Origin of the sequence: Halomicroarcula saliterrae (assembly GCF_031624395.1) — an archaeon.
GTDB lineage: Archaea > Halobacteriota > Halobacteria > Halobacteriales > Haloarculaceae > Haloarcula > Haloarcula saliterrae.
The window spans coordinates 114696-134548 of the sequence record NZ_JAMQON010000007.1 but is presented as its reverse complement, the minus strand read 5'-3'; the positions used below and the strand labels follow the sequence as shown (position 1 = coordinate 134548).

General features: G+C 68.6%; 24 protein-coding genes. 18 read left to right on the top strand and 6 right to left on the bottom strand.

Going from position 1 to position 19853, the window contains the following annotated elements:
* Positions 1-12 precede the first annotated feature (12 nt).
* Positions 13-663, top strand: coding sequence for a lipoyl protein ligase domain-containing protein (locus tag NDI56_RS19790; RefSeq protein ID WP_310921530.1), 651 nt, complete (start codon positions 13-15; stop codon positions 661-663).
* A gap of 53 nt (positions 664-716) precedes the next feature.
* Positions 717-2021 (top strand): dihydroorotase, encoded by a 1305-nt coding sequence (locus NDI56_RS19785; RefSeq protein WP_310921529.1) that lies wholly within the window; start codon positions 717-719, stop codon positions 2019-2021.
* A 60-nt stretch (positions 2022-2081) separates the two neighbouring features.
* Here the strand turns inward: NDI56_RS19785 and NDI56_RS19780 are convergent, their stop codons facing one another.
* From NDI56_RS19780 to NDI56_RS19770, 3 genes are read right to left on the bottom strand one after another with little or no spacing between them, the layout of a single operon-like run.
* Positions 2082-2489 (bottom strand): hypothetical protein, encoded by a 408-nt coding sequence (locus NDI56_RS19780; protein ID WP_310921528.1) that lies wholly within the window; start codon positions 2487-2489, stop codon positions 2082-2084.
* The gene (locus NDI56_RS19775) at positions 2479-3138 is read right to left on the bottom strand and encodes a DUF5806 family protein (protein ID WP_417936048.1); all 660 of its coding nucleotides are present in this window, start codon (positions 3136-3138) and stop codon (positions 2479-2481) included. The genes NDI56_RS19780 and NDI56_RS19775 overlap by 11 nt, the downstream gene beginning before the upstream one ends.
* A 60-nt stretch (positions 3139-3198) precedes the next feature.
* Entirely contained in the window at positions 3199-3378 is a 180-nt protein-coding gene (locus NDI56_RS19770) for a DUF7317 family protein (protein WP_310921526.1), read from the bottom strand.
* 214 nt (positions 3379-3592) lie between these two features.
* Between NDI56_RS19770 and NDI56_RS19765 the strand changes: the two genes are divergently transcribed.
* Both NDI56_RS19765 and NDI56_RS19760 read left to right on the top strand, forming a co-directional pair.
* A complete protein-coding gene (locus NDI56_RS19765; protein WP_310921525.1) occupies positions 3593-3964 on the top strand; it encodes a universal stress protein in 372 nt (123 codons plus the stop codon).
* A complete protein-coding gene (locus NDI56_RS19760) occupies positions 3961-4482 on the top strand; it encodes a GNAT family N-acetyltransferase (protein ID WP_310921524.1) in 522 nt (173 codons plus the stop codon). Before NDI56_RS19765 ends, NDI56_RS19760 begins: the two co-directional genes overlap by 4 nt.
* On the opposite strand, the gene NDI56_RS19755 is transcribed toward NDI56_RS19760, so the two are convergent.
* Positions 4479-4916, bottom strand: coding sequence for a universal stress protein (locus NDI56_RS19755; RefSeq protein ID WP_310921523.1), 438 nt, complete (start codon positions 4914-4916; stop codon positions 4479-4481). The genes NDI56_RS19760 and NDI56_RS19755 overlap by 4 nt on opposite strands.
* 100 nt (positions 4917-5016) lie before the next feature.
* Between NDI56_RS19755 and NDI56_RS19750 the strand changes: the two genes are divergently transcribed.
* The 4 genes from NDI56_RS19750 to NDI56_RS19735 all read left to right on the top strand — a co-directional run bounded on the left by NDI56_RS19750 (position 5017) and on the right by NDI56_RS19735 (position 7544).
* Entirely contained in the window at positions 5017-5481 is a 465-nt protein-coding gene (locus tag NDI56_RS19750) for a universal stress protein (protein ID WP_310921522.1), read from the top strand.
* Between the two features lie 99 nt (positions 5482-5580).
* Entirely contained in the window at positions 5581-6657 is a 1077-nt protein-coding gene (locus NDI56_RS19745; RefSeq protein ID WP_310921521.1) for a DHH family phosphoesterase, read from the top strand.
* Between the two features lie 112 nt (positions 6658-6769).
* Positions 6770-7258, top strand: a complete 489-nt coding sequence (locus NDI56_RS19740; protein ID WP_310921520.1) for a hypothetical protein — start codon at positions 6770-6772, stop codon at positions 7256-7258.
* 55 nt (positions 7259-7313) lie between these two features.
* Complete coding sequence (locus tag NDI56_RS19735; RefSeq protein WP_310921519.1) at positions 7314-7544, top strand: hypothetical protein; 231 nt, start codon at positions 7314-7316, stop codon at positions 7542-7544.
* Positions 7545-7592: 48 nt separating this feature from the next.
* Here the strand turns inward: NDI56_RS19735 and NDI56_RS19730 are convergent, their stop codons facing one another.
* The gene (locus NDI56_RS19730) at positions 7593-8024 is read right to left on the bottom strand and encodes a DUF5807 family protein (RefSeq protein ID WP_310921518.1); all 432 of its coding nucleotides are present in this window, start codon (positions 8022-8024) and stop codon (positions 7593-7595) included.
* 373 nt (positions 8025-8397) lie between these two features.
* On the opposite strand from NDI56_RS19730, the gene NDI56_RS19725 reads away from it, so the two are divergent.
* The 7 genes from NDI56_RS19725 to NDI56_RS19695 all read left to right on the top strand — a co-directional run bounded on the left by NDI56_RS19725 (position 8398) and on the right by NDI56_RS19695 (position 17443).
* Positions 8398-9759, top strand: coding sequence for a diaminobutyrate--2-oxoglutarate transaminase (locus NDI56_RS19725; RefSeq protein ID WP_310921517.1), 1362 nt, complete (start codon positions 8398-8400; stop codon positions 9757-9759).
* A complete protein-coding gene (locus NDI56_RS19720) occupies positions 9756-11231 on the top strand; it encodes a pyridoxal phosphate-dependent decarboxylase family protein (protein ID WP_310921516.1) in 1476 nt (491 codons plus the stop codon). The genes NDI56_RS19725 and NDI56_RS19720 overlap by 4 nt, the downstream gene beginning before the upstream one ends.
* A 114-nt stretch (positions 11232-11345) precedes the next feature.
* Positions 11346-13148, top strand: a complete 1803-nt coding sequence (locus tag NDI56_RS19715) for an IucA/IucC family protein (protein WP_310921514.1) — start codon at positions 11346-11348, stop codon at positions 13146-13148.
* Positions 13145-13780 carry a GNAT family N-acetyltransferase gene (locus NDI56_RS19710; protein WP_310921513.1) on the top strand — a complete coding sequence of 212 codons (636 nt, stop codon included), beginning with the start codon at positions 13145-13147 and terminating at the stop codon, positions 13778-13780. Before NDI56_RS19715 ends, NDI56_RS19710 begins: the two co-directional genes overlap by 4 nt.
* Positions 13773-15137 carry a lysine N(6)-hydroxylase/L-ornithine N(5)-oxygenase family protein gene (locus NDI56_RS19705; protein ID WP_310921512.1) on the top strand — a complete coding sequence of 455 codons (1365 nt, stop codon included), beginning with the start codon at positions 13773-13775 and terminating at the stop codon, positions 15135-15137. The genes NDI56_RS19710 and NDI56_RS19705 overlap by 8 nt, the downstream gene beginning before the upstream one ends.
* Positions 15134-16966, top strand: a complete 1833-nt coding sequence (locus tag NDI56_RS19700; protein ID WP_310921511.1) for an IucA/IucC family protein — start codon at positions 15134-15136, stop codon at positions 16964-16966. The genes NDI56_RS19705 and NDI56_RS19700 overlap by 4 nt, the downstream gene beginning before the upstream one ends.
* A 54-nt stretch (positions 16967-17020) precedes the next feature.
* Complete coding sequence (locus tag NDI56_RS19695) at positions 17021-17443, top strand: dCTP deaminase/dUTPase family protein (RefSeq protein WP_310921510.1); 423 nt, start codon at positions 17021-17023, stop codon at positions 17441-17443.
* An 11-nt stretch (positions 17444-17454) separates the two neighbouring features.
* On the opposite strand, the gene NDI56_RS19690 is transcribed toward NDI56_RS19695, so the two are convergent.
* Positions 17455-17730, bottom strand: a complete 276-nt coding sequence (locus NDI56_RS19690; protein ID WP_310921509.1) for a hypothetical protein — start codon at positions 17728-17730, stop codon at positions 17455-17457.
* A gap of 156 nt (positions 17731-17886) precedes the next feature.
* Between NDI56_RS19690 and NDI56_RS19685 the strand changes: the two genes are divergently transcribed.
* The 3 genes from NDI56_RS19685 to NDI56_RS19675 all read left to right on the top strand — a co-directional run bounded on the left by NDI56_RS19685 (position 17887) and on the right by NDI56_RS19675 (position 19740).
* Positions 17887-18273, top strand: a complete 387-nt coding sequence (locus NDI56_RS19685) for a 30S ribosomal protein S6e (RefSeq protein ID WP_310921508.1) — start codon at positions 17887-17889, stop codon at positions 18271-18273.
* A 64-nt stretch (positions 18274-18337) separates the two neighbouring features.
* On the top strand, positions 18338-18766 hold the full coding sequence (locus NDI56_RS19680; RefSeq protein ID WP_310921507.1) for a DUF7112 family protein: 429 nt from the start codon (positions 18338-18340) through the stop codon (positions 18764-18766).
* A 95-nt stretch (positions 18767-18861) separates the two neighbouring features.
* Complete coding sequence (locus NDI56_RS19675) at positions 18862-19740, top strand: CheF family chemotaxis protein (protein WP_310921506.1); 879 nt, start codon at positions 18862-18864, stop codon at positions 19738-19740.
* Positions 19741-19853: the final 113 nt, after the last annotated feature.

The window sequence follows — 19853 nt, the reverse complement described above, 5'->3', positions numbered from 1 at the left end:
CGTAGCCGACCCATGCGACTCCTCCGGGGCCGTGCCGGCGACCACGAGCGGGATTACCAGCGCACCCGCGAGCTGGTCGACCGCGTCGCCGCCGACGCGGTCCCCGGGCTCCGGGTCTGGCGACCTCACCGACAGGTCGCCTTCGGCCGCCGAGACCGGCGCGAGGCGGGGTACGAGCGGGCCCACGGAGCCGCGACCGAACGGGGGTACGCCGTCCTCGAACGCGAGGTCGGCGGCCGCGCCGTGGCCTACACGGGCAACACCGTCGCGTTCGCGCTGGCCGAACCGCCGGACCAGGGCCGCCGGGGTATCGCTACCCGGTACGACCGCGTGGCCGCGGCGGTCCGGCGGGCCCTCGAAACCGTCGGTGTCGACGCGAGCGAGGGCGAACCACCGGACTCGTTCTGTCCCGGCGCCCACTCGCTGCAAGCGACCGGCAAACTCGTCGGTATCGCCCAGCGGGTCCGCCAGGACGTGGCGCTGACCGCCGGCGTCGTCGTCGTCCGCGACCACGCCGCCATCGCTGCTGTGCTCGACCCGGTGTACGACGCGCTCGGGGTCCCCTTCGACCCCGACTCGGTGGGCAGCGTGGTCCGGGCCGGTGGCGATAGTGACGGCCTCCTCGACGCGCTGGAGACCGAACTCGCGGGCGCCGTCCCGTGACCGGCCGCGACCGCATCCGGGACACTTAGGGGTTCCCCCGGCCCAGAGTCGGTATGCTCATCCGCAACGCGACACTCGCCGACGGCCGGCAACGGGATGTCCGGGTGCGCGGCGAGACCATCGCCCAGGTCGGTCGGGACCTCTCGACGGAGGACGAGCGCACCGTCGACGTCTCCGGCAAACGGTTGTTCCCGGGGATGATAGACACACACGTCCACTTCCGACAGCCCGGCTACGCCCACAAGGAGACGTGGTCCAGTGGCTCCCGCGCCGCGGCGGCGGGCGGCGTGACGACCGTCGTCGACCAGCCAAACACCGACCCGCCGACCGTCGACGGCGCGGCCTTCGACGGGAAGGCCGACTTCGCGGCCGACGCCGTCGTCGACTGGGGGATAAACGGCGGCGTCACGGCCGACTGGGACCCCGAGAGCCTGTTCAGCCGGCGGCTCTTCGCGCTGGGCGAGGTGTTTCTGGCCGACTCGACCGGCGACATGGGTATCGAGCGAGCGCTCTTCGAGCGGGCCCTCGCCGCGGCGACCGACCACGGCGTCACGGTGACGGTCCACGCCGAGGACGCGGACTCGTTCAACGACGACGCCATGGCCCGCGAGGACGCCGACGCCTGGAGCGCCTACCGCACCGCGGAGGCCGAGCACCGCGCCGTCCGCCGGGCCTGCGAGGCCGCGGAGCAGGTCGGCGCCCGCATCCACATCGCTCACACGTCGACGCCCGAGGGCATCGACATCGCCGCCGACGCGGGGATGACGACCGAGGTGACGCCCCACCACCTGCTGCTCTCCCGCCGGGACCTCCGCGACCTCGGCACCTACGGGCGGATGAACCCGCCCTTGCGCCGCGAGAAGCGCCGCCGCGAGGTGTACGAGCGGGTCGCCGACGGCACCGTCGACATGATCGCGACCGACCACGCGCCCCACACGCCAGAGGAGAAAGACGTCAGCATCTGGGACGCTCCTTCCGGAGTGCCCGGGGTCGAGACGGCCCTGCCGCTCATGCTTGCCGAGGCCGCCGACCCCGACACCGACCTCGGCTACGAGCGAGTGCGCGACCTGACGGCGACGAACCCCGCCGCCGTCTTCGATATCCCCCAGAAGGGCGCTATCGAGCCCGGCAAGGACGCCGACCTCGTGCTGGTCGACACCACCGAGACCACCGAGATACGCGCTGACGAGCGCCACACCGACTGCGGCTGGACGCCCTTCGAGGGTTTCGACGCCGTCTTCCCCGAGTGGACGATGGTCCGGGGGACGACGGTGTTCGAGCGCGACCCCGAGGGCGACGTGTTCTACGACCACGCGGGCGAGAACGTCCGCGACGCCGACGGCGAACTAGTCGAGTGAGTGTGTGCAGCGCCCTTCCGATTGCGCCGTGGCGACGTGCTGTGCGTCCGCTGACCCCGTTCACTCGGGCTCTACCGACTCCTCGGGCTCCTCGCCTTTCTCTAGCCGATAGTCGGGGACCGGCAGGACGACGCCGAAGACGAGCCGGTAGGCGGCGACGCCGAGGCCGCCACCGGTCAGTCCCGCGGCGCTGACGGCTGCGACCGGCGTCGCGAGCAGGACGGCGAAGGCGACGCCGACGGCGACGGTGACGAGAAACGCAGCCACCGTGGCCACCTCCGGGTAGACTCCCGGTACCACGTCGTGTTCGGCGAGAAAGACCGCGACGGCGATGAGCGCTGCGATGGTCGCCGTGACGACCGGAACGGCGCGGACGGCTTCGACGCCGTCGCTGAACACCCCGGCCCCGATCATGATGGTCGACAAGAACAGGTCGGATTTCAGGACCGACAGCTCCTCACTTCTCATCGACACCGAACTCGTGGCCACACTCGGGGCAACACACCTCGTCGTGGCGCAGTGCCGCCGAGTGTTCCCGGACCTCCCGCATCACCGTCGAGATGCGGTCCTCGGCCTCCATCTCGTCCTCGACGGCGAGGTCGACGCCCTCGACTTCCAGCAGGAACTTCGCGACCTCCGTCGACTCGTACATCACGTCGTCCAGTTCCTCGGCGGTGAAGAAGTCCGACATCGCGCCGTAGAGGAACGTCGCACCGGCTTTCCGGACCTTCTCCTCGAAGGAGGCACGGGCCTGATTGACCGCCTGGGGCGTGTAGGTGTCGGTCATGAACGGCACGAGTTCGGGGAGGTTCTCGCCGATCTTCGTCATCTCGACGCCGGTCTCGGTGCGGAAATCCGCACAGAGGCGGGCGATGGCCCACTCGCGGGCCGTGATGTAGGTCCGCTCGCGCAGGAACTCGTTGGCCCGGTCGTAGGTCCCGCTCTCTATCTTGGTAAAGCGCTCGTACTTCCGAACGTCTTCGGGCACGTCAGTCCCAGCCGGCTCGGTCGACTGACCCTCGATATCTCCCTGTTCCTCGCCCGACTCGTCGGGCTCGTGGGGCGTGACGACCCGCGTCGGCTCCTCGTCTTCGGGCGGCGGTGTCATGGCCGTCAGTGTGTGCCCCCGGCGAAAAAGCGTATCGCCCCAGCCGTGGCCACGCCGCCACCGCGGGGCTCAGCAGGCCCCGCGCTCGGCGAGGGCCGCTTTGTCCTCGTCCCGGAGACTGATACCGTGTGACTGGAGCTCCGCGACCAGCTTCGCCCTGGAGCAGTCGCTCTGTGCCGACGCCGTCTCGAGCGTGAAGGTTCCGTCGCGGTACAGCTGTAGCGCCGTGTTGAGAGTAGTGTGTGACATACTCACTCACATCTGAGGCGAACTATCATATGAAGATTTCGTCCAATCAGACACTACATATATCCATGAATAAAACCGAATTTAACACCTAGTAGCCGTCACGACGGGTCGGCCCAGTATCCGAAACTGACCACCGCCTCCGCCCGGGCCGGCCGGTCTGTACCGACTCCTAAGCGTCATGTGGCTTTTTGACCGATGACGCTGATGGCCATACATGGACATTCTACTCGGTGTTGGGGGGAGTGAGCTGTCGTATCACGCGCTGGAGGAGACCATCGACCGCGCACAGGAGACCGGCGACGACGTGACCGTCGCTATCTTCCACAACGAAGAGGTCAGCGCCGACACCGACGAGATTCAGGAACGGGTCGAGGAGACACTCGCCGAAGCCGACTTCGAGGCGCCGATACGCCGTCTCGACGGTGGTTCGCCGGGGAGCGAACTCATCGCGCTGGCCGAAAACGAGGAGTTCGACCGCATCGTTCTGGGCGGCGGCGAGCGCTCGACGCTCGGGAAGATACAGCTCGGTTCCATCGTCGAGTTCGTCCTGTTGAACTCCCAGACCCCGGTGACTCTCATCCGATGACACGCGAGTATCCGGACGAACCGGCCGACGACTTCCCGCGACCGCCCTGGACCGTCACCGACCGCGAGGGCCGCGAGGTGGAGCTAGCGGCCGCCGACGCGGCCGACCGCGAGAGCGTTCTGGAGATGTACCTCTCGTTCGACCCGGCCGACCGGGCCCAGGGGATTCCGCCGGCACGGGAGGCGGCCATCGACGACTGGCTCGACACGATTCTGAGCGAGGAGACGCTGAACGTCGTCGCGGTCCACCAGGGGAGCGTCGTCGGCCACGCGACGCTGGTCCCGGACCGCCACGGCGAACACGAGCTCGCTATCTTCGTCCTGCAGGCGTTCCAGGGCGCCGGTATCGGCACCCACCTCGTCGAGGCGCTGCTGGGGCTCGGTCAGTCGCGGGGGCTGGAGAAGGTGTGGCTGACCGTCGAGCGGTGGAACGACCCCGCGGTCGCGCTGTACAAGAAGGTCGGGTTCGAGACGACCAGCGCCGAGAGCTTCGAGATAGAGATGAGTATCCGACTCTAGACCGACAGCACCGGCTGACTGGCGTATTCGAGCACGTAGAGGGCGGCCCGGCCGACGGCGTCGTCGCTGCTCGCGGCCCGCGGGATGACGAGGAACTCCGCGTCGATATCTTCGGCCACGTCGAGCACGACGCTCCCGGGATTTTGTAGCAGCCGTTTCTGCGAGAACGCCGTCGCCGTCGAGGTGTCGAGCGTCACGTCGTGGCCCAGTTCGTGGGACCGCTCGCGGACCCGTCGCGTGAACTCCCGGTGGTCCTGTGCGACCGACTCCGCGTCGACAGTCCCCTTATCGAGGTCCCGTCGCAGTCGTTCGTCCAGCACGAACAAGAGGTGGAGGCCGGCGTCGTACCGCTCGGCGATGGCGGTCGCGTACGCCGCTGCTTGCTCTGACCGGTCGCTCCCGTCGACCGGGACGAGCACGAGGTCGATGTCCATCACCACTGTCTGTGACCGCGCCCGGCAAAAAGCCACCCATCGCTTTCGGTGCGGGCGATGATGGGTGGCCTTTTTGAGCGTCGCCCGCCCAGCATGGCGTATGTTCGACACGGTGGTCATCGCGACGGACGGCTCGGGCAGCGCACAGCGCGCCGTCGAAGCCGCCCTCGACCTCGCCGCGAAGTTCGACGCGACCGTCCACGCGCTGTACGTCGTCGACGAAGGTGAAGTCGAGTCCACGCCCGACGATGTCCGCGACGTACTGGAGCGGGCCCTCGCGACGACCGGCGGTCGCGCGCTCACCTTCGTCCGGGAGGCGGCCCAGGCCGACGGCGACGGCGACGTGGTCACGGCGGTTCGCCACGGCGATCCGGCCGACGAGATACGCACCTACGCCGAGGACGTGGACGCCGACCTCATCGCGACCGGGACCCGGGGCCGCCACGGCGACCACGGGTTCTTGCTCGGCAGCGTCGCCGAGGAAATCGTCCGCCACGCGCCGATGCCGGTGCTGTCGGTCCGCCAGCTCGAAGGCGAGGCCAACCCCGAGCGCCAGGAGGTCTGAGCCGCTGCGACTGACGCGCCCACGGGTCACCGTGCCCCGGATTTCGCGTGGCGAAATCCGGACCGCCGGGTTCATTGCCGCTGACTGGCACATGCGGGCATGGACGACTGGCTCATCGACGACGACCGTCTCTCTATCGGCCGCAAATCAGTGCTCCCCGGTGAGGGCTTTTTCTATCCGGATTCGTTCGAGGAGGAACAGCGCGAGGCGGAGGCCGCCGAGACGCTCACCGGCGCGGGCGTCGTGGTCATCGCCGACCCGGACGCCGACGGGCTGGCCTGTACGGCGCTCGTTCGCGAAGCCCACGGTGCCGGGGCACTCCTGCCCGCCGGGCCGCACAACCTCCAGGAAGCGCTCGCCTGGGCCGCCGAGTACGCAGAGCCCGACGCGGCGGTGTTCGTCTGTGACCTCTGTCCCGACAGCGAGGACGACCTGGGCGCGCTCGCGGACCTGGTCGACCACGTCGACGCTGTCACGTGGTTCGACCACCACCAGTGGGACGACGACCTCGGCGCGCTCGTCGACGAGTCGGGCGTTTCCCGAACCGTGGGCGACTCCGAGGAGGTCTGTACCGCCGACGTGGCCCTCGAACAGCTCGACCACGAGTTCGGCGAGCAGTGGGCACAACTGGCCGCCGTCACGCGGGACCACGACCTCTGGATTCGCGACGACGAGCGCAGCGACGACCTCGCCGACTTCTCCTACTGGGCCGAACCCGAGGAGTACATCGAGGCCGTCGCCGAGCACGGGCCGGACCTCTCGCCGGAAGTCAGGGAGTTCCTCGCGGAGAAGCGCGTCGAGAAGGAGGCCCTCATCGAGAAGGCCGTCGAGCGCGCGGAGCTGCGCGAGGTCGGCGAGTGGACCGTCGGCGTCACCTACGGCCGCTGCTCGCAAAACGAGGTCGCCGAGGCGCTGCGCGAGCGGGGCGCCGACGCCGCCGTCATCGTCAAGCCCGCCGGCTCGGCCTCGATTCGTGGCACCGACGACTTCGAGCGCGCCCACGAGGTCGCCCGGCAGGTCAACGGCGGCGGCCACCCCAAGGCCGCCGGCTGCAAGCCCGACATCTACGACGACATGATGGACTACGCCCACCACTGGACCACACAGGGTGCGGTTGCGAAACAGGCTATCGTCGACGCGTTCAAGCGGCTGCCCGAGGAGGAAGACGAGGAGTAGCGAGCGGCGCGCGTCTCGAACTGGAACGGTGAGCGACGCGAACCCGTACGGCGTCGGTGGCCGGCCTCGGGGTCCGCAACGCTGATACGTCCGGTCTCCGACACGAAAGCTGATGTCACCAGCCCTCCCCCGGCTTGTTCCCGACGACCTCGATGTCACCGGTAACGTCGTCACGGCCCTGCTCGTCGGCGTGACCATCTATGTCGTCGACGGCTCGCTCGGCTACGCCGCTGGGTCGGCCGCCGGGTTCCTCGCACTGAAACTATCGGCCGACCTCGCCGGCGCCGTCGTCGGCGACTACGCGGACAACGTCCTGTTGGGGTTCCTGGTTCTGGTCGCCACGGGATACCTGGTCTCGTTGGGCGGGTCGTGGTGGCTCGCCGCGGGCTTTGCCCTCTGTGGCGGCTGGTTCCTCCTCGACGGCGTCCAGCATCTCCGACACGGCGTCACGCGCGAGGAGGTCGCCGTGCCGTACCGCCACGACGGGAGCGTGTTGACCGGTCTGCCGAAGGCGTTGCTCGTCAGGCTGGCTGAACCCGTGTTACTCGCTCGGCGGCGGGACGACGGTGCCCATCGCGACGGTGTCGACACGGAACGGTAGCAAGTACCGTTCCGGGACCACTACGGGTAAGTGGTGACGGGCCGACCGAACGCCCATGGCAGGCGCTGGGGCGGCGATACTGTTCGGGGTCTTCTTCGTCGTACTCGGCGGTATCGGCGTCTACTACCCGGACCGTTTCGGCATGGGATGGGCGTCGCCCGCCACTATCGAATCGGACCCCGAGGCCGCGGCGGCACAGGCGCGTCGGTCGATTCAACTCCGCGGCCAGCTGCTCGTCGCGCTCGGGCTGGTGCTCCTGCTGCTCGGTGTCGTCGGTCTGTTCTGACCGCTGTCGACCGTCCTGCAGCGTGCCGACGGTCGACGGTGGGACTCGTCACACCTCGACGACCCACTTATCGGAGTACCGCTCGCCGCAGGCACAGACGGCGTAGGCGTGGATGACGTCGCCCTCGGCGTACATGCCGCCGACCTCCTCGTTCTGTGCCTCGGCGAAGGCGAAGACGAACTTCGTCGTGTGGTTTGCCTCGGGCTCTTCCTCGGCGACGGGACAGTTCGCGTCGGTGCAGTCGTCGTGGACCTCGCCCTCGGTCTTCATGGCCTGCTGGGCCAGCCCCATCGGGTCGATGCCGGTCGCGGACTGGAAGGCGCTGCGGCCCCGGTCGCCCGGCAGGACCAGGACTTGCCCGTCGTCGACGCGGTCGGCGTAGTCGGCCAGCGCTTCGGGGTTCGAGACGGCGTCCTCGTGGAGGAAAAAGAGGACGTCGTCGACGCGCTCGCCCGCCAGAAACTCGGCGTGGTTGCTCATGCCTGAGAGGAGTCGGCCCCCGCCCAAAAGTACCGCGCTCTCGTCCGTGCCGACCGCCCACACCGCTGGCGCCGCGGTGTCGTCGCTTTACCTATCAGGCAACGGACTGGTAGTTAGGTATATGATTTTTTAGGCAGGCCAAAGATGAACTGAAGCACGCGACGGCCCGAACAAAACACGGCCACAGGAGCCGGACACCGTCCCGGATTGGCACCGGCGACGGATTCGCGACACCGGGAGCGACGGCTAACGTACCAGATTACACACCTGTCCGTTAAATTTAAATAATTTTTAGGCTAGCCTAAAATCGCATGTCTCGGACAAGCACGACAGAACCGGTGTATCGGGTCACAGCCGCCGGAGGTGGGCCGGCGTGAGCTACCAGAGCAATCGCGCGATACTCTCCCAGCAGGCCAGTCGGGAGTCGAGCGCCCGGACCTATCCGCGATATCTCCCACTCGCGATACGCGAGGCCGACGGCGTCGTCGTCACCGATATGGACGGCAACGAGTACTACGACTGTCTCGCCGGGGCGGGGACGCTCGCGCTGGGCCACAACCACCCCGCGGTGGTCGAGGCGATGGAGACGGCCATCGAGGCCGACCGACCGCTCCACACCCTCGACATCTCGACGCCGGCCAAGGAGCGGTTCGTGGACTCGCTGTTTGCGAGCCTGCCCGACGAGTTCAGCGACCGGGCGAAGATACAGTTCTGTAGCCCGGCGGGGACCGACGCCGTCGAGGCGGCGCTCAAACTCGTGAAGACGGCGACGGGCAACCGGAGCGTGCTGGGTTTCCAGGGCGCCTACCACGGGATGACGAGCGGGGCACTCGCCCTGATGGGCGATACGGACGCCAAGGGGCCGATTCCGGGGCTGATGAACGACGTCCACCACCTCCCGTACCCCTACGACTACCGGTGTCCGTTCGGGACCGACGGTGAGGGCCACCGGACGGCCAGCCGGTACGTCGAGAACGTGCTGGACGACCCCGAGAGCGGCATCACCGAGCCCGCCGGGATGATACTCGAACCGGTACAGGGCGAGGGCGGCGCGCTGCCGGCTCCCGACGAGTGGCTGCGGGAAATCCGTCGCATCACCCGCGAGCGGGACATCCCGCTCGTCCTCGACGAGATACAGGCCGGGCTCGGACGGACCGGCGAGCTCTACGCCTTCGAGCACGCGGATATCACGCCCGACGTGGTGACGCTCTCGAAGGCCGTCGGCGGCGGCCTCCCGCTGGCCGTCGTCGTCTACGACGAGTCCCTCGACGTCTGGGAGCCCGGCGCCCACGCCGGCACCTTCCGGGGGAACCAGCTGGCGATGGCGGCCGGCGAGGCCACCATCGAGTACGTGCTGGACAACGACCTCGACGACCACGCCGCCGCCGTCGGCGCGCGCCTCCGGTCGGAGCTTGCCGCCACGGCCGAGCGCTTCGAGGTCGTCGGCGACGTGCGCGGCCGCGGGCTGATGCTCGGCGTCGAGTTCGTCGACCCCGCCGCCGATTGGCAGGGCGCCGGGCCCCACGCCCCCCACAGCGACTTTGCGACCGCCGTCCAGTCGGCGTGTTTCGACCGCGGGCTCATCATCGAACTCGGGGGCCGGGGCGGCGCCACTGCCCGGTTCCTCCCCCCGCTCGTGCTGACCGCCCAGCAGGCCGACGAGGTGGCCGCCATCTTCGAGGAGGCCGTGGCGGCCGTCGCGGCCGAGACCGACCGGCCGGAGGCGACGGCATGAGCAGCGCGGAGCTGTTCCTTGGCGGCGAGGCCGGCGAGTCGGCCTACCGGGCGGCGATGGGGCGGGCGACCGACGCCGTCCTGTCGTCGTTCGCCGACGACGAGGACCCCTACTCGGGCTTTTCCCCCGAGGAACTCGCCGACCAGTTCGACGAGCCGGTCATCCCCGAGACGGGGACGGGGCTGGCGAGCGCCATCGACGAGGTCGCGGAGACGGTGCTCGCCCACTCCGTCGGGACCTCGAACCCCCACTGTGTCGCCCACCTCCAGTGTCCGCCGATAATTCCGGGGCTGGCCGCCGAGTCGATGCTCGCCGCGACCAACCAGTCGCTCGACTCCTTCGACCAGGCCCCCGCGGCGACGGTCATCGAAGAGCGGGTCGTCACCGCGCTGTGCTCGCTGTTCGACCTGCCGGCGATGGCCGACGGCGTGTTCACGAGCGGCGGGACACAGTCGAACGTGCAGGCGCTCCTGCTCGCCCGTGACCGCTTTTGCAGCCGGGCGTTCGGCCGGGACGTCCAGCAACGCGGGCTCCCGCCCGAAGCCGAGGAGCTACGCATCGTCTGTTCGGCGGAGGCCCACTTCACCGGCAAGCAGGCCGCCCACCACCTCGGACTGGGGGAGGACGCGGTCGTCACGGTCCCGACCGACGAGCGCCACCGGATGGACCTCGACGCGCTCGATGCGACCCTCGCCGACGTCGATGGCACCCCGTTCGCGCTGGTCGCGACGGCGGGGACGACCGACTTCGGGAGCGTCGACCCACTCGACGATATCGCGGACCGTGCCCGCGAGGCGGCCCTCTGGTTCCACGTCGACGCGGCCTACGGCGGCGCCCTCGCCGTGACCGACAGGCGTGACCTGCTCGACGGCATCGACCGCGCGGACTCCGTCGCCGTCGACTTCCACAAGCTGTTCTACCAGCCGATAAGCTGCGGGGCCTTGCTGTTGCGCGACCGGGCGTCCTTCGAGTGGATGGCCCGCAACGCCGCCTATCTCAACCCCGAGGCCCACGACGACGCCGGCGTCCCGAATCTCGTCGGGAAGTCGATGCAGACCACCCGCCGCTTCGACGCCCTGAAGCCGTATCTCACCTTCCGGGCGCTCGGCCGGGAGGGGCTGTCGACTCTCATCGAGTCCACCCTCGAACTGGCCGAGGACGCCGCGTCGCTGGTCGCTAACGCCGAGGACTTCGAGCTGCTGGGCGACCCGACGCTCAACGCCGTCGTCTTCCGCTACCGACCGGAGGAGGGGATGGCCGACGAGACGGTGAGCCGTATCAACGCCGCGACCCGCGAGGCGCTGCTTGCCGACGGCCGGGCCATCGTCGCCCGGACCACCGTCGACGGGGTCACCAGCCTGAAGTTCACCCTGTTGAACCCCACGACGACGCTCGACGACGTCGGCGCGATGCTCGACATCATCCGCGAGTGTGCCGAGTCGGTCGTCGCCGGCCGGGAGGTGGCGGAATGAACCGCCACGCAGTGCCGGCGACAGACAGCGTCGCCGCCGGCCGGGAGGTGGCAGAATGACCTGCCACGCAGTGCCGGCGACAGACAGCGCCGCCGCCGGCCGGGAGGTGGTAGAATGAGCCTCGATACCGACCATCGCGGCCGGACTGTCGACCCCGAGCGGCGCGCGGACGACGCGACCGTCCACGCGTTCCTGAACTGCTACCTGCGGGAGACCGGCGAGTACACGGTCAGCGAAGAGTCCCGTGCCGGCGTCGACCCGGGGCCGGACGGCCTCCTGCGGACGACGCTCCCGGCGCGGGACATCGAGTTGCTGGCCCCGCTGCGGTACCGCTCTCCCACCGAGCGCCACCTGTTCGAGACGCCCGTTCGGTATCGGCTCCCCGACGGGGACACCTATCCGGCAAGTACCGCGACGCTGGCCGCGATGGTCATCACCGACCTCTCGCTGTCCCGTGACGGCGTCTCGGTCCCCGACGCCCTGCTCGAACGCGTCCTCCGGAGCAAGGACAACACTGCGACCTTCGTCGCGGCCCGTGCGGACGACCCCGTGATGGCCGACCCCTGGCCCTCGTTCCGGGCCGCAGAGCAGGCGCTCGTCTTCGGCCACCACCGGCACCCGACGCCCAAGAGCCGACAGGGCATCGCCGACCGGAACCGGTCGACCTACGCGCCGGAGCTGCGGGGGTCGTTCCCGCTCGCGTTCTTCGCGGCCGACCCGTCCATCGTGACCACCGGCTCCGCGCTGGCCCGTTCGGCCCCGACGCTCGTCGAGGACATGCTCGGGCAGGACCCCGAGGTCGGCGCGGGGCTCCTCGCCGAGTTCGGCGACGACGTGCTGTTGCCCGTCCACCCGTGGCAGGCGGACTACCTCCGCGACCAGCCACACGTCCAGCGCCACCTCGGCGACGACCTCTCCTATCTCGGCCAGTTCGGCCGTGAGTTCGCCCCGACCACCTCCGTCCGGACACTCTACAGCGAGGACGCCCGGTACATGGTGAAGTCGTCGCTGTCGGTGACGATAACGAACTCCGTCAGGACGAACAAGCGGGCGGAGCTCGAACGCGGCGTCGCGGTGGCCGAGCTGCTCGATACGGCCTTCGGCCGGGAGCTCGACGACGCGTTCCCGGCGTTCGACATCGTCCCCGACCCGGCGTATATCGCCCTCGACGCGGGCGATGACGAGGAATCCGGGCTGGAGACGACGCTGCGGACCAACCCGTTCCGGGGCGAACTCGCGACCCGCTCGACGCCCGTCGTCGCGCTGTGCCAGGACGCTATCGAGGGCCAGTCACGGCTGGGCCGGCTCGTCGAGGACATCGCTGCGCGGGAGGGGCGGGACACCGCGGCCGTCAGCAGGGACTGGTTCCGGCAGTACCTCGAAATCAGCGTGCGGCCGGTCCTCTGGCTCTATCTCGTCCAGGGTGTCGGCGTCGAGGCCCACCAGCAGAACTCGGTGCTGACGCTCGACGCCGAGGGGTATCCCAGCGAGTTCCGCTACCGCGACAATCAGGGCTTTTACTTCCCCGAGTCGCCCTACCCCGACGTCGACTCGTACCTGCCCGGCGTCGGCGAGCGCGCGGAGACCATCTGTGCCGACAGCGTGGCCGACGAGCGGCTCCGCTACTACGTCATCCTGAACAACGCCATCGACGTGGTCAACGCCTTCGGGACGGCCGGGCTGGTCGACGAACGCGACTTACTCGGCGTGCTCCGGACCGAACTGGAACGCGCCCGCGACCGGTACGACCGCGACTCCTCGACGCTGCTTGCCCCGCTGCTCGAATCGCCCACAGTCCCCTGCAAGGCGAACCTGCTGACGCGGTTCCGGGGGCTGGACGAACTGGAGAACGACATCGAGAACCAGTCCGTCTACACGGACGTCACCAACCCGCTCGTCACCGCACTCGACACATGACAGGACCAGACGCGACAGTCGCGGCCGACTACGACTACCAGACCTACGACCGCAGTATCGACCGACAGATATCGCTCCGTCAGGCGAGTCTCTCCGACCTCGGCCGGCTCCACGCCTGGCTCGGGAGCGACCACGTCAAACCGTACTGGCAGCTCGACCTGCCGCTGCCGGCGTTCCGGGCGGAACTCGAATCGAAGCTCGCAGACGACCACCTGACGCCCTACGTCGGCTGTCTCGACCACGTCCCGATGAGCTACTGGGAGTGTTACTGGGCCGCCGAGGACGACGTGGCCGCCCACTACGACGCCGACCCCAGCGACCAGGGCGTCCACCTGCTCATCGGCCCCGAGGAGTACCTCGGACAGGGGTACGCCGCGTCGCTGCTGCGGGCCGTCGTCGCCATGCAGTTCCGACACCCCGACACCGAGCGGGTCATCGCGGAACCGGACGCCCGCAACGACCGGGTCGTCCACGTCTTCGAGCAGTGTGGCTTCGAGCGACGCGACCAGTTCTACTTCGACGAGGCCGAGAAGGAGGCGACGCTGCTGGTCTGTGACCGCGACCGCTTCGAGCGCGAGGTCGTCGGCGACCCGACGGCCCGCCCCACGCAGGTGGTGGCCGCCGATGAGTGAGCCCGTCCACGACGTCCTCGGCGTCGGTATCGGGCCGTTCAACCTCGGACTGGCAGCCCTCCTCGACGGTGTCGAGGCGGCGCTCGACGCCGTGTTCCTCGAACGGGACGCGGAGTTCCACTGGCACGAGGGGATGTTGCTCGACGGCGCGACGCTGGAGGTCCCGTTCCTGGCCGACCTCGTGACGCTCGCGGACCCGACGAACCCGTACAGCTACCTCAACTACCTCCGGGAGACCGGCCGCATCTACGAGTTCTACTTCTACGAGACGTTCCAGACGCCCCGGAAGGAGTACGACGACTACCTCCGCTGGGTCACGGACCGGCTCGACAGCTGTCAGTTCAGCCGGGAAGTGACTGCGGTTCGCTGGGACGACGACGCCGACCAGTTCGTGGTCACGACCCGCGACCCGCGGACCGACGAACGCGACGAGTACCGGGCGCGAAACCTCTCGCTCGGTATCGGTTCGCGGCCACAGGTTCCCGAGCCGTTACAGGGCCACCCCGACAGCGACGTGTTCCACACCGCCAGATACCGCCACCGCCGGGACCGCGTTCTGGACGCCGAGTCGGTGACGGTCGTCGGGTCGGGCCAGAGCGCCGCCGAAGTGTTCCAGGACCTGCTTCAGCGCCAGGCCGACCACGACTACCGGCTGGACTGGCTCACCCGCTCGGACGGCTTCTTCCCGATGGAGTACTCGAAGCTCGGGCTCCAGCACTTCACGCCGGAGTACGAGCGCTACGTCTACGACCTCCCACAGGGGCGGAAAGACGAGCTCATCCCCGATCAGGACATCCTCTACAAGGGAGTGGATCCGGGGACCAGCGCCGAGATATACGACCTGCTCTACCGGCGCTCCATCGGCGACCGCGAACCCGACGTGGGACTGTTCGCGATGACGGAGGTGGGGGATATCGAGGCGCTCGACGACACCTACGCGCTGGACTGCCACCAGTGGCAGGCCGAGGAGTCGTTCGTCCACGAGAGCGAGGTCGTCGTGCTGGGCACCGGCTACGAACGCCCGGTCCCGGAGTTTCTCGACCCGCTGGCCGAGCGTATCAACTGGGACGACAGGGGCCGCTTCGAGGTGCTCGCGGACCACCGGCTGGACGTCGACGTCGCCGGGGACGTGTTCCTGCAGAACGCGGAGCTCCACACTCACGGCGTCGGCGTCCCGGACCTCGGGCTCGGCTGTGACCGGAACGCGACCTTCGTCAACCGCCTGCTCGGCGAGACCCGCTATCCCGAGGACACTGACACCGTCTTCCAGGACTTCGCCGTCGAACAGTTCCTGAACCACGCGCCCGGGGCCTCGCGCCGCGGGCCGGAGCAGCCACCGAAACCCACCCAGCAATGAATCCACACGACACCCGACTGCGCGACGCACTCGACGAGGACGTCTGGCGGACCGTCCAGAGACGGCTCCTGACGAAGATGGTCGAGGAGTTCAGTTACGAGGAGATACTCACGCCGCGGAAGGTCGACGCCGGCGAGGACGCCGCCAGGTACCGGTTCGACCTCGGCGAGGCGAGCTACCGCTTTACCGCGACCGAACGGCTGCTCGACAGCCTCTCCGTCGACGGCGACACCGTCGAACGGCGGGGCGAGGACGGCTGGGTGGCGGTCGAGGACCCGACGACCCTGCTCCGGGACATCGGCGAGTCGACGGCCCTGGACGGCCTCACAGAGGGGAACCTGCTCCGGGAGTTCAGGCGGACGCTGCTGGCCGACGCCCACATCGAGGCCCGGCGACGCGACCGCGAGGGGTTCGACCCGCTCGACCTCGACTACGCCCGTCTGGAAGGCGAGATGACGGGCCACCCGTGGATAACCTACAACAAGGGCCGTCTGGGCTGGGGGTACGACGACTACCGCGACTACGCCCCGGAACAGAAAGAGCCCGTCACCCTGTCGTGGGTCGCCGTCCGGAAGCGAAAGGCCACGTTCGCCGGCACCGAGTCGGTCGACCACGACTCGCTCGTCCGCGGGGAGCTCGGCGCGGCCTACGACCAGTTCCGCGACCGGCTCTCGGACCGCGGGCTCGACCCCGACGCCTACTATCTCGTGCCCGTCCACGACTGGCAGTGGGACAACAGCATCGTCCCGCTGTTCCCCGGCGACATCGCGGCCGACGACATCGTCCCGCTGGGCGAGGGGCCCGACGCGTACCTCCCACAGCAGTCGGTCCGGACGTTCGTCAACGTCGACGACGACTCGAAACACCACGTGAAGGTGCCGATGCGCATCCACAACACGCTCGTCTGGCGCGGGCTCCCCGGCGAACGGACGGAGGTCGCGCCGACCGTCACCGAGTACATCCACGGCATCTACGAAGACGACCAGTTCCTGCAGGACGAGGGCCTGATTCTGCCCGGCGAGATAGCCGGCATCAACTACGACCACGGGGAGTTCACCGACATCGACGGCTCGCCCTACCAGTACCACGAGCTGCTGGGCGCAATCTGGCGCGAGTCCATCTACACGTTCCTCGAAGACGACGAGCGGGCGATAACGCTCGCTGCGCTGCTCCACGTCGACGGGGAGGGCCGGCCCTACATCGCCCGTCTCGTCGAGCAGTCCGGGGCGACCACCGACGAGTGGGTGGCCGCCTTCTTCGACACCGTGCTCCCGCCGCTGTTGCACTTCCTCTATCGCTACGGAACGGTGTTCTCGCCGCACGGACAGAACACGATACTCGTCGTCGAGGACGGTCTCCCGTCCCGGCTCGGCGTCAAGGACTTCGTCGACGACGTGAACGTCAGCGACCAGCCCCTCGACGAGCTCGACGCGCTTCCGGACGAGCTGTCGGACGTGCTCCGGACGGAGCCACCGGAGGGGCTCTGTCAGTTCGTCTTCTGTGGGTTGTTCGTCTGTGTGCTCCGGTACGTCGCCGACATCCTCGCGACCCACGAGGGGTACCCCGAGACCGAGTTCTGGGGACACGCCCGGGCCACCGTCCACGACTACCAGGCGTCGTTCCCCGAACTCGAAGACCGGTTCGAGCTGTTCGACCTGTTCCAGCCGGAGTTCACCAAGCTGACGCTCAACCGCAATCGGTTGTTCGAGTCCGGCTACGGTGACGCGCCGGGACGGCCCCACGCGGCGACACACGGGACCGTCACGAATCCGCTCGTCGAAGTCGCCGACGAGCGCTCGGAGACCCCGCCCAGTCCAGCCGACGACTGAGCGGGGAGCCCGGTCGCCCCCACAGTTTTGGCCCGCGCGCCGGAAGCCGGGAGTATGTCCGGACTCAGCGACTACGTCACCGACATCGTCCACGAACCGTCCCAGGACACGGACTCGGGGTTCGACCTGACCGTCGCCGAGGTGTTCGAGGTGGTCGAACCCGGCCACGTAGACTTCGGCGGCGGCGAACTCGAAGCCGCGGGGACGGTGCCACACGACGCCGACAAGCGTGACCCGGACGACGATTACGAGTGGTGGTCACTGAGCGCCGGCCAGTATCTCGTCGAGTTCAACGAATCGCTCACCGGCGAGGCGACGGTCACCCTCCAGCCGCGGACGGCGCTGCTCGAACGCGGGGCCACGCATCCGACGCTGCACGTCGCCGAACTGCCGAGAGTCCCGCTGTCGGTCGGCGGCGCCGGGATCGAACTCAAGGAGAACGCTCGCGTGAGCACCGTCGTCGCTGCAGACACGTAGACGGTCGCGGCTCAGTCGTCGGCCGGGGCGAACCCGTCCGACGCCGATTCGGCGGCGGCGTCGGGCTCGCCTGCCGACACCGTCCCCAGACTGTCGGCCGCGCGGGACAGCGACTCGGAGGCGACCCGCTGGCGTTCGCTCCAGCGCTCCGTCGAGAGTTGCAGGTCGTCCATCGCGCGGTTCAGCGCCGTCACACTCCGGCTCAGCCCGTCGGCAGAGGCCGACAGCGTCGTCAGGGAGGTTCCGAGGGTCGTCGCGTCCGGCTCGCGTGGGTTCGTCTTGGTCATCGTATCTATTCCATCGAACTACGGATGGCTGTGCGCACTACCTAACTAGTTAGCAGTAAACTCGCCAAACTAACATTATATATCATGCAACAGGCCCCGAACTGCTCGGACCGACGCTTCGATGCGTTTTTGAAGCGCGATTGATTGAACTGACGTATGGCTGAATTCACGGTCGCCGTCTCCGATCCGGAGAGCGGCCACACCTACCAGATCGACATCGACGGACAGGACGCCAACCGATTCATCGGTCGCGAACTCGGCGACGAGGTCGACGCCGGCGCCGTCGGCCTCGACGGCTACACGGTCGAACTGACCGGCGGCTCCGACACGGCCGGCCGACCGATGCGCCCCGACGTCCGCGGCGTCCAGACGAAGTCCATCATGTCCGACGGCGGCATCGGCTTCGAGCCGACCACCGACGGCGAGCGCAAGCGAATCACCATCCGCGGCCGCGAGGTCAGCGACGAGACCCGCCAGATCAACGCCAAAATCGTCGGTCGCGGTAGCGAGGACGTCGAGGAGCTGCTCGCCGACGACGAGTGAGCGCCACCGTCGTAGGCAGTCCAGCACCGTGTCGCCCCGTAGCGACCCCGTTACGACAATTCCCATGAGCGAACGTGTCCCAAGCGACCACGACGCGGTCGACACCCACCGTGTCCCCATCGAAGCCGTCGGTCGGACCGGCCGTCCCCGCGTCGTCCTCCCCGACGACCTCGGCCTGAGCGACGGCGCCGTCGTCACGCTCGCGCTGGACGGGGACGACTACGAGGCCCGCGTCGAGACCAGCATCGAGGGCGAGACGGTCATCACTCACGCCGCTGACAACCGCCGGCTGGCCCGCGAACGCGACGGGGAGAACCGCCTCGCCGAGTGGGTCGCCGACGCCACCGTCTCGGTCGGCGGGTCGGCCCACCTCGACGTCGTCACTGCGGGCCATCAGTACGGGCTGCGCACGCCCGGGACCCGGGTCGTCTACACCGCGACCGACGCCCCCGACTCCAGCCTGTCGGACATCGCCAGCGACCTCGACGGCTGAGCGCGTCGGTGTCTGGGCCGTGACCGACAGCCCGGTTTTTCCAGATGATACTCGCGCGAAACGCTCAATATCCGGGCGACTGTAGCAACGCCACCGTGTCGGAATCCGTCATCGCTGACTTCGTCGGCCAGTTCAACTCCGAGGTGGCCAGCCGCAGCGACCCCATCAAGGGTCGCGTCGTCCTCTCCCAGAAGCGGCTGGTGCTGGCCGCAAGCGAGGAGGACAAGCTGACGATTCCGCTGGAGTCCATCTTCGATATCGCCATCGGCCAGGTGCCGCCGGACCTGGGCGAGTTCTTCCAGTCGACGGTGACCATCGCCTTCGAGAAGTCGGGCAAACGACTCGTCGCCGGCATCGAGGCCGACGACGAGAAAATCGAGAAGTTCGGCACCGTCCTGTTCAAAGCCATCGTCAACGGCACCGAGACGACGGTCAGGGAGCGCGCTCGCGTCGGTGGCCGCGTCACCGACGAGGGGTTCCGCCGCGCGAACCTCTTTCTCAAACCCGGCTCCGTCGAGTTCCGCCGCGACGACGGCAGCTTCGTCGTCGAACTCCAGACCGTCTCGGACTTCGAGCGGACCACGCGGGAGATACACGGCGCCGACCGACCGGTGCTGGTCGTCCGGCACATGATGGACGGCACCGCCGTGACGACGGAGGCGGCGCTGGCCACCAGCCGGAAGATGTCCATCCTCGGGCGCTATCTGCGCCGGGAGTACTCCGACCTGATGGAGCAACTCCGGAAGATAGAGCTCACGAAGGGCAAAAAGGAGGTGCTCGTCGCCATCTACTCCACCGGCGATATGGACGGGATGCCGCTGGCCTCTATCCTCGGGAAAGACTCCTCGGAGGTGTCCATGCTGTTGCAGGACCTAGCGGAGGACGGGCTCGTCCAGGACGGCGCCGACGGCCCGACGCTCACGCCGACCGGACAGGTCGTTGCGAGCCGGCACCTAGAAGACGTCAACGCCTAACGCACCTACGTTTTGCACGCTCCGGCGGTCCTGCGCCGACGGCGCTCGACACGCCTTGCGTGGCGGCTTCTTCGCGCGGCGAAGCCGCGCGGCAGTCCGCTCGCCGCGGTGGA

What these genes read in the sequence shown, in the direction of transcription:
- NDI56_RS19740 (WP_310921520.1), top strand. Translation starts at nt 6,770, where the DNA reads ATGTCACCAGCCCTCCCCCGGCTTGTTCCCGACGACCTCGATGTCACC.
- NDI56_RS19750 (WP_310921522.1), top strand. Translation starts at nt 5,017, where the DNA reads ATGTTCGACACGGTGGTCATCGCGACGGACGGCTCGGGCAGCGCACAG.
- NDI56_RS19705 (WP_310921512.1), top strand. Translation starts at nt 13,773, where the DNA reads ATGAGTGAGCCCGTCCACGACGTCCTCGGCGTCGGTATCGGGCCGTTC.
- NDI56_RS19730 (WP_310921518.1), bottom strand. Translation starts at nt 8,024, where the DNA reads ATGAGCAACCACGCCGAGTTTCTGGCGGGCGAGCGCGTCGACGACGTC.
- NDI56_RS19780 (WP_310921528.1), bottom strand. Translation starts at nt 2,489, where the DNA reads ATGAGAAGTGAGGAGCTGTCGGTCCTGAAATCCGACCTGTTCTTGTCG.
- NDI56_RS19690 (WP_310921509.1), bottom strand. Translation starts at nt 17,730, where the DNA reads ATGACCAAGACGAACCCACGCGAGCCGGACGCGACGACCCTCGGAACC.
- NDI56_RS19685 (WP_310921508.1), top strand. Translation starts at nt 17,887, where the DNA reads ATGGCTGAATTCACGGTCGCCGTCTCCGATCCGGAGAGCGGCCACACC.
- NDI56_RS19720 (WP_310921516.1), top strand. Translation starts at nt 9,756, where the DNA reads ATGAGCAGCGCGGAGCTGTTCCTTGGCGGCGAGGCCGGCGAGTCGGCC.
- NDI56_RS19785 (WP_310921529.1), top strand. Translation starts at nt 717, where the DNA reads ATGCTCATCCGCAACGCGACACTCGCCGACGGCCGGCAACGGGATGTC.
- NDI56_RS19700 (WP_310921511.1), top strand. Translation starts at nt 15,134, where the DNA reads ATGAATCCACACGACACCCGACTGCGCGACGCACTCGACGAGGACGTC.
- NDI56_RS19770 (WP_310921526.1), bottom strand. Translation starts at nt 3,378, where the DNA reads ATGTCACACACTACTCTCAACACGGCGCTACAGCTGTACCGCGACGGA.
- NDI56_RS19710 (WP_310921513.1), top strand. Translation starts at nt 13,145, where the DNA reads ATGACAGGACCAGACGCGACAGTCGCGGCCGACTACGACTACCAGACC.
- NDI56_RS19760 (WP_310921524.1), top strand. Translation starts at nt 3,961, where the DNA reads ATGACACGCGAGTATCCGGACGAACCGGCCGACGACTTCCCGCGACCG.
- NDI56_RS19695 (WP_310921510.1), top strand. Translation starts at nt 17,021, where the DNA reads ATGTCCGGACTCAGCGACTACGTCACCGACATCGTCCACGAACCGTCC.
- NDI56_RS19745 (WP_310921521.1), top strand. Translation starts at nt 5,581, where the DNA reads ATGGACGACTGGCTCATCGACGACGACCGTCTCTCTATCGGCCGCAAA.
- NDI56_RS19755 (WP_310921523.1), bottom strand. Translation starts at nt 4,916, where the DNA reads ATGGACATCGACCTCGTGCTCGTCCCGGTCGACGGGAGCGACCGGTCA.
- NDI56_RS19735 (WP_310921519.1), top strand. Translation starts at nt 7,314, where the DNA reads ATGGCAGGCGCTGGGGCGGCGATACTGTTCGGGGTCTTCTTCGTCGTA.
- NDI56_RS19680 (WP_310921507.1), top strand. Translation starts at nt 18,338, where the DNA reads ATGAGCGAACGTGTCCCAAGCGACCACGACGCGGTCGACACCCACCGT.
- NDI56_RS19715 (WP_310921514.1), top strand. Translation starts at nt 11,346, where the DNA reads ATGAGCCTCGATACCGACCATCGCGGCCGGACTGTCGACCCCGAGCGG.
- NDI56_RS19765 (WP_310921525.1), top strand. Translation starts at nt 3,593, where the DNA reads ATGGACATTCTACTCGGTGTTGGGGGGAGTGAGCTGTCGTATCACGCG.
- NDI56_RS19790 (WP_310921530.1), top strand. Translation starts at nt 13, where the DNA reads ATGCGACTCCTCCGGGGCCGTGCCGGCGACCACGAGCGGGATTACCAG.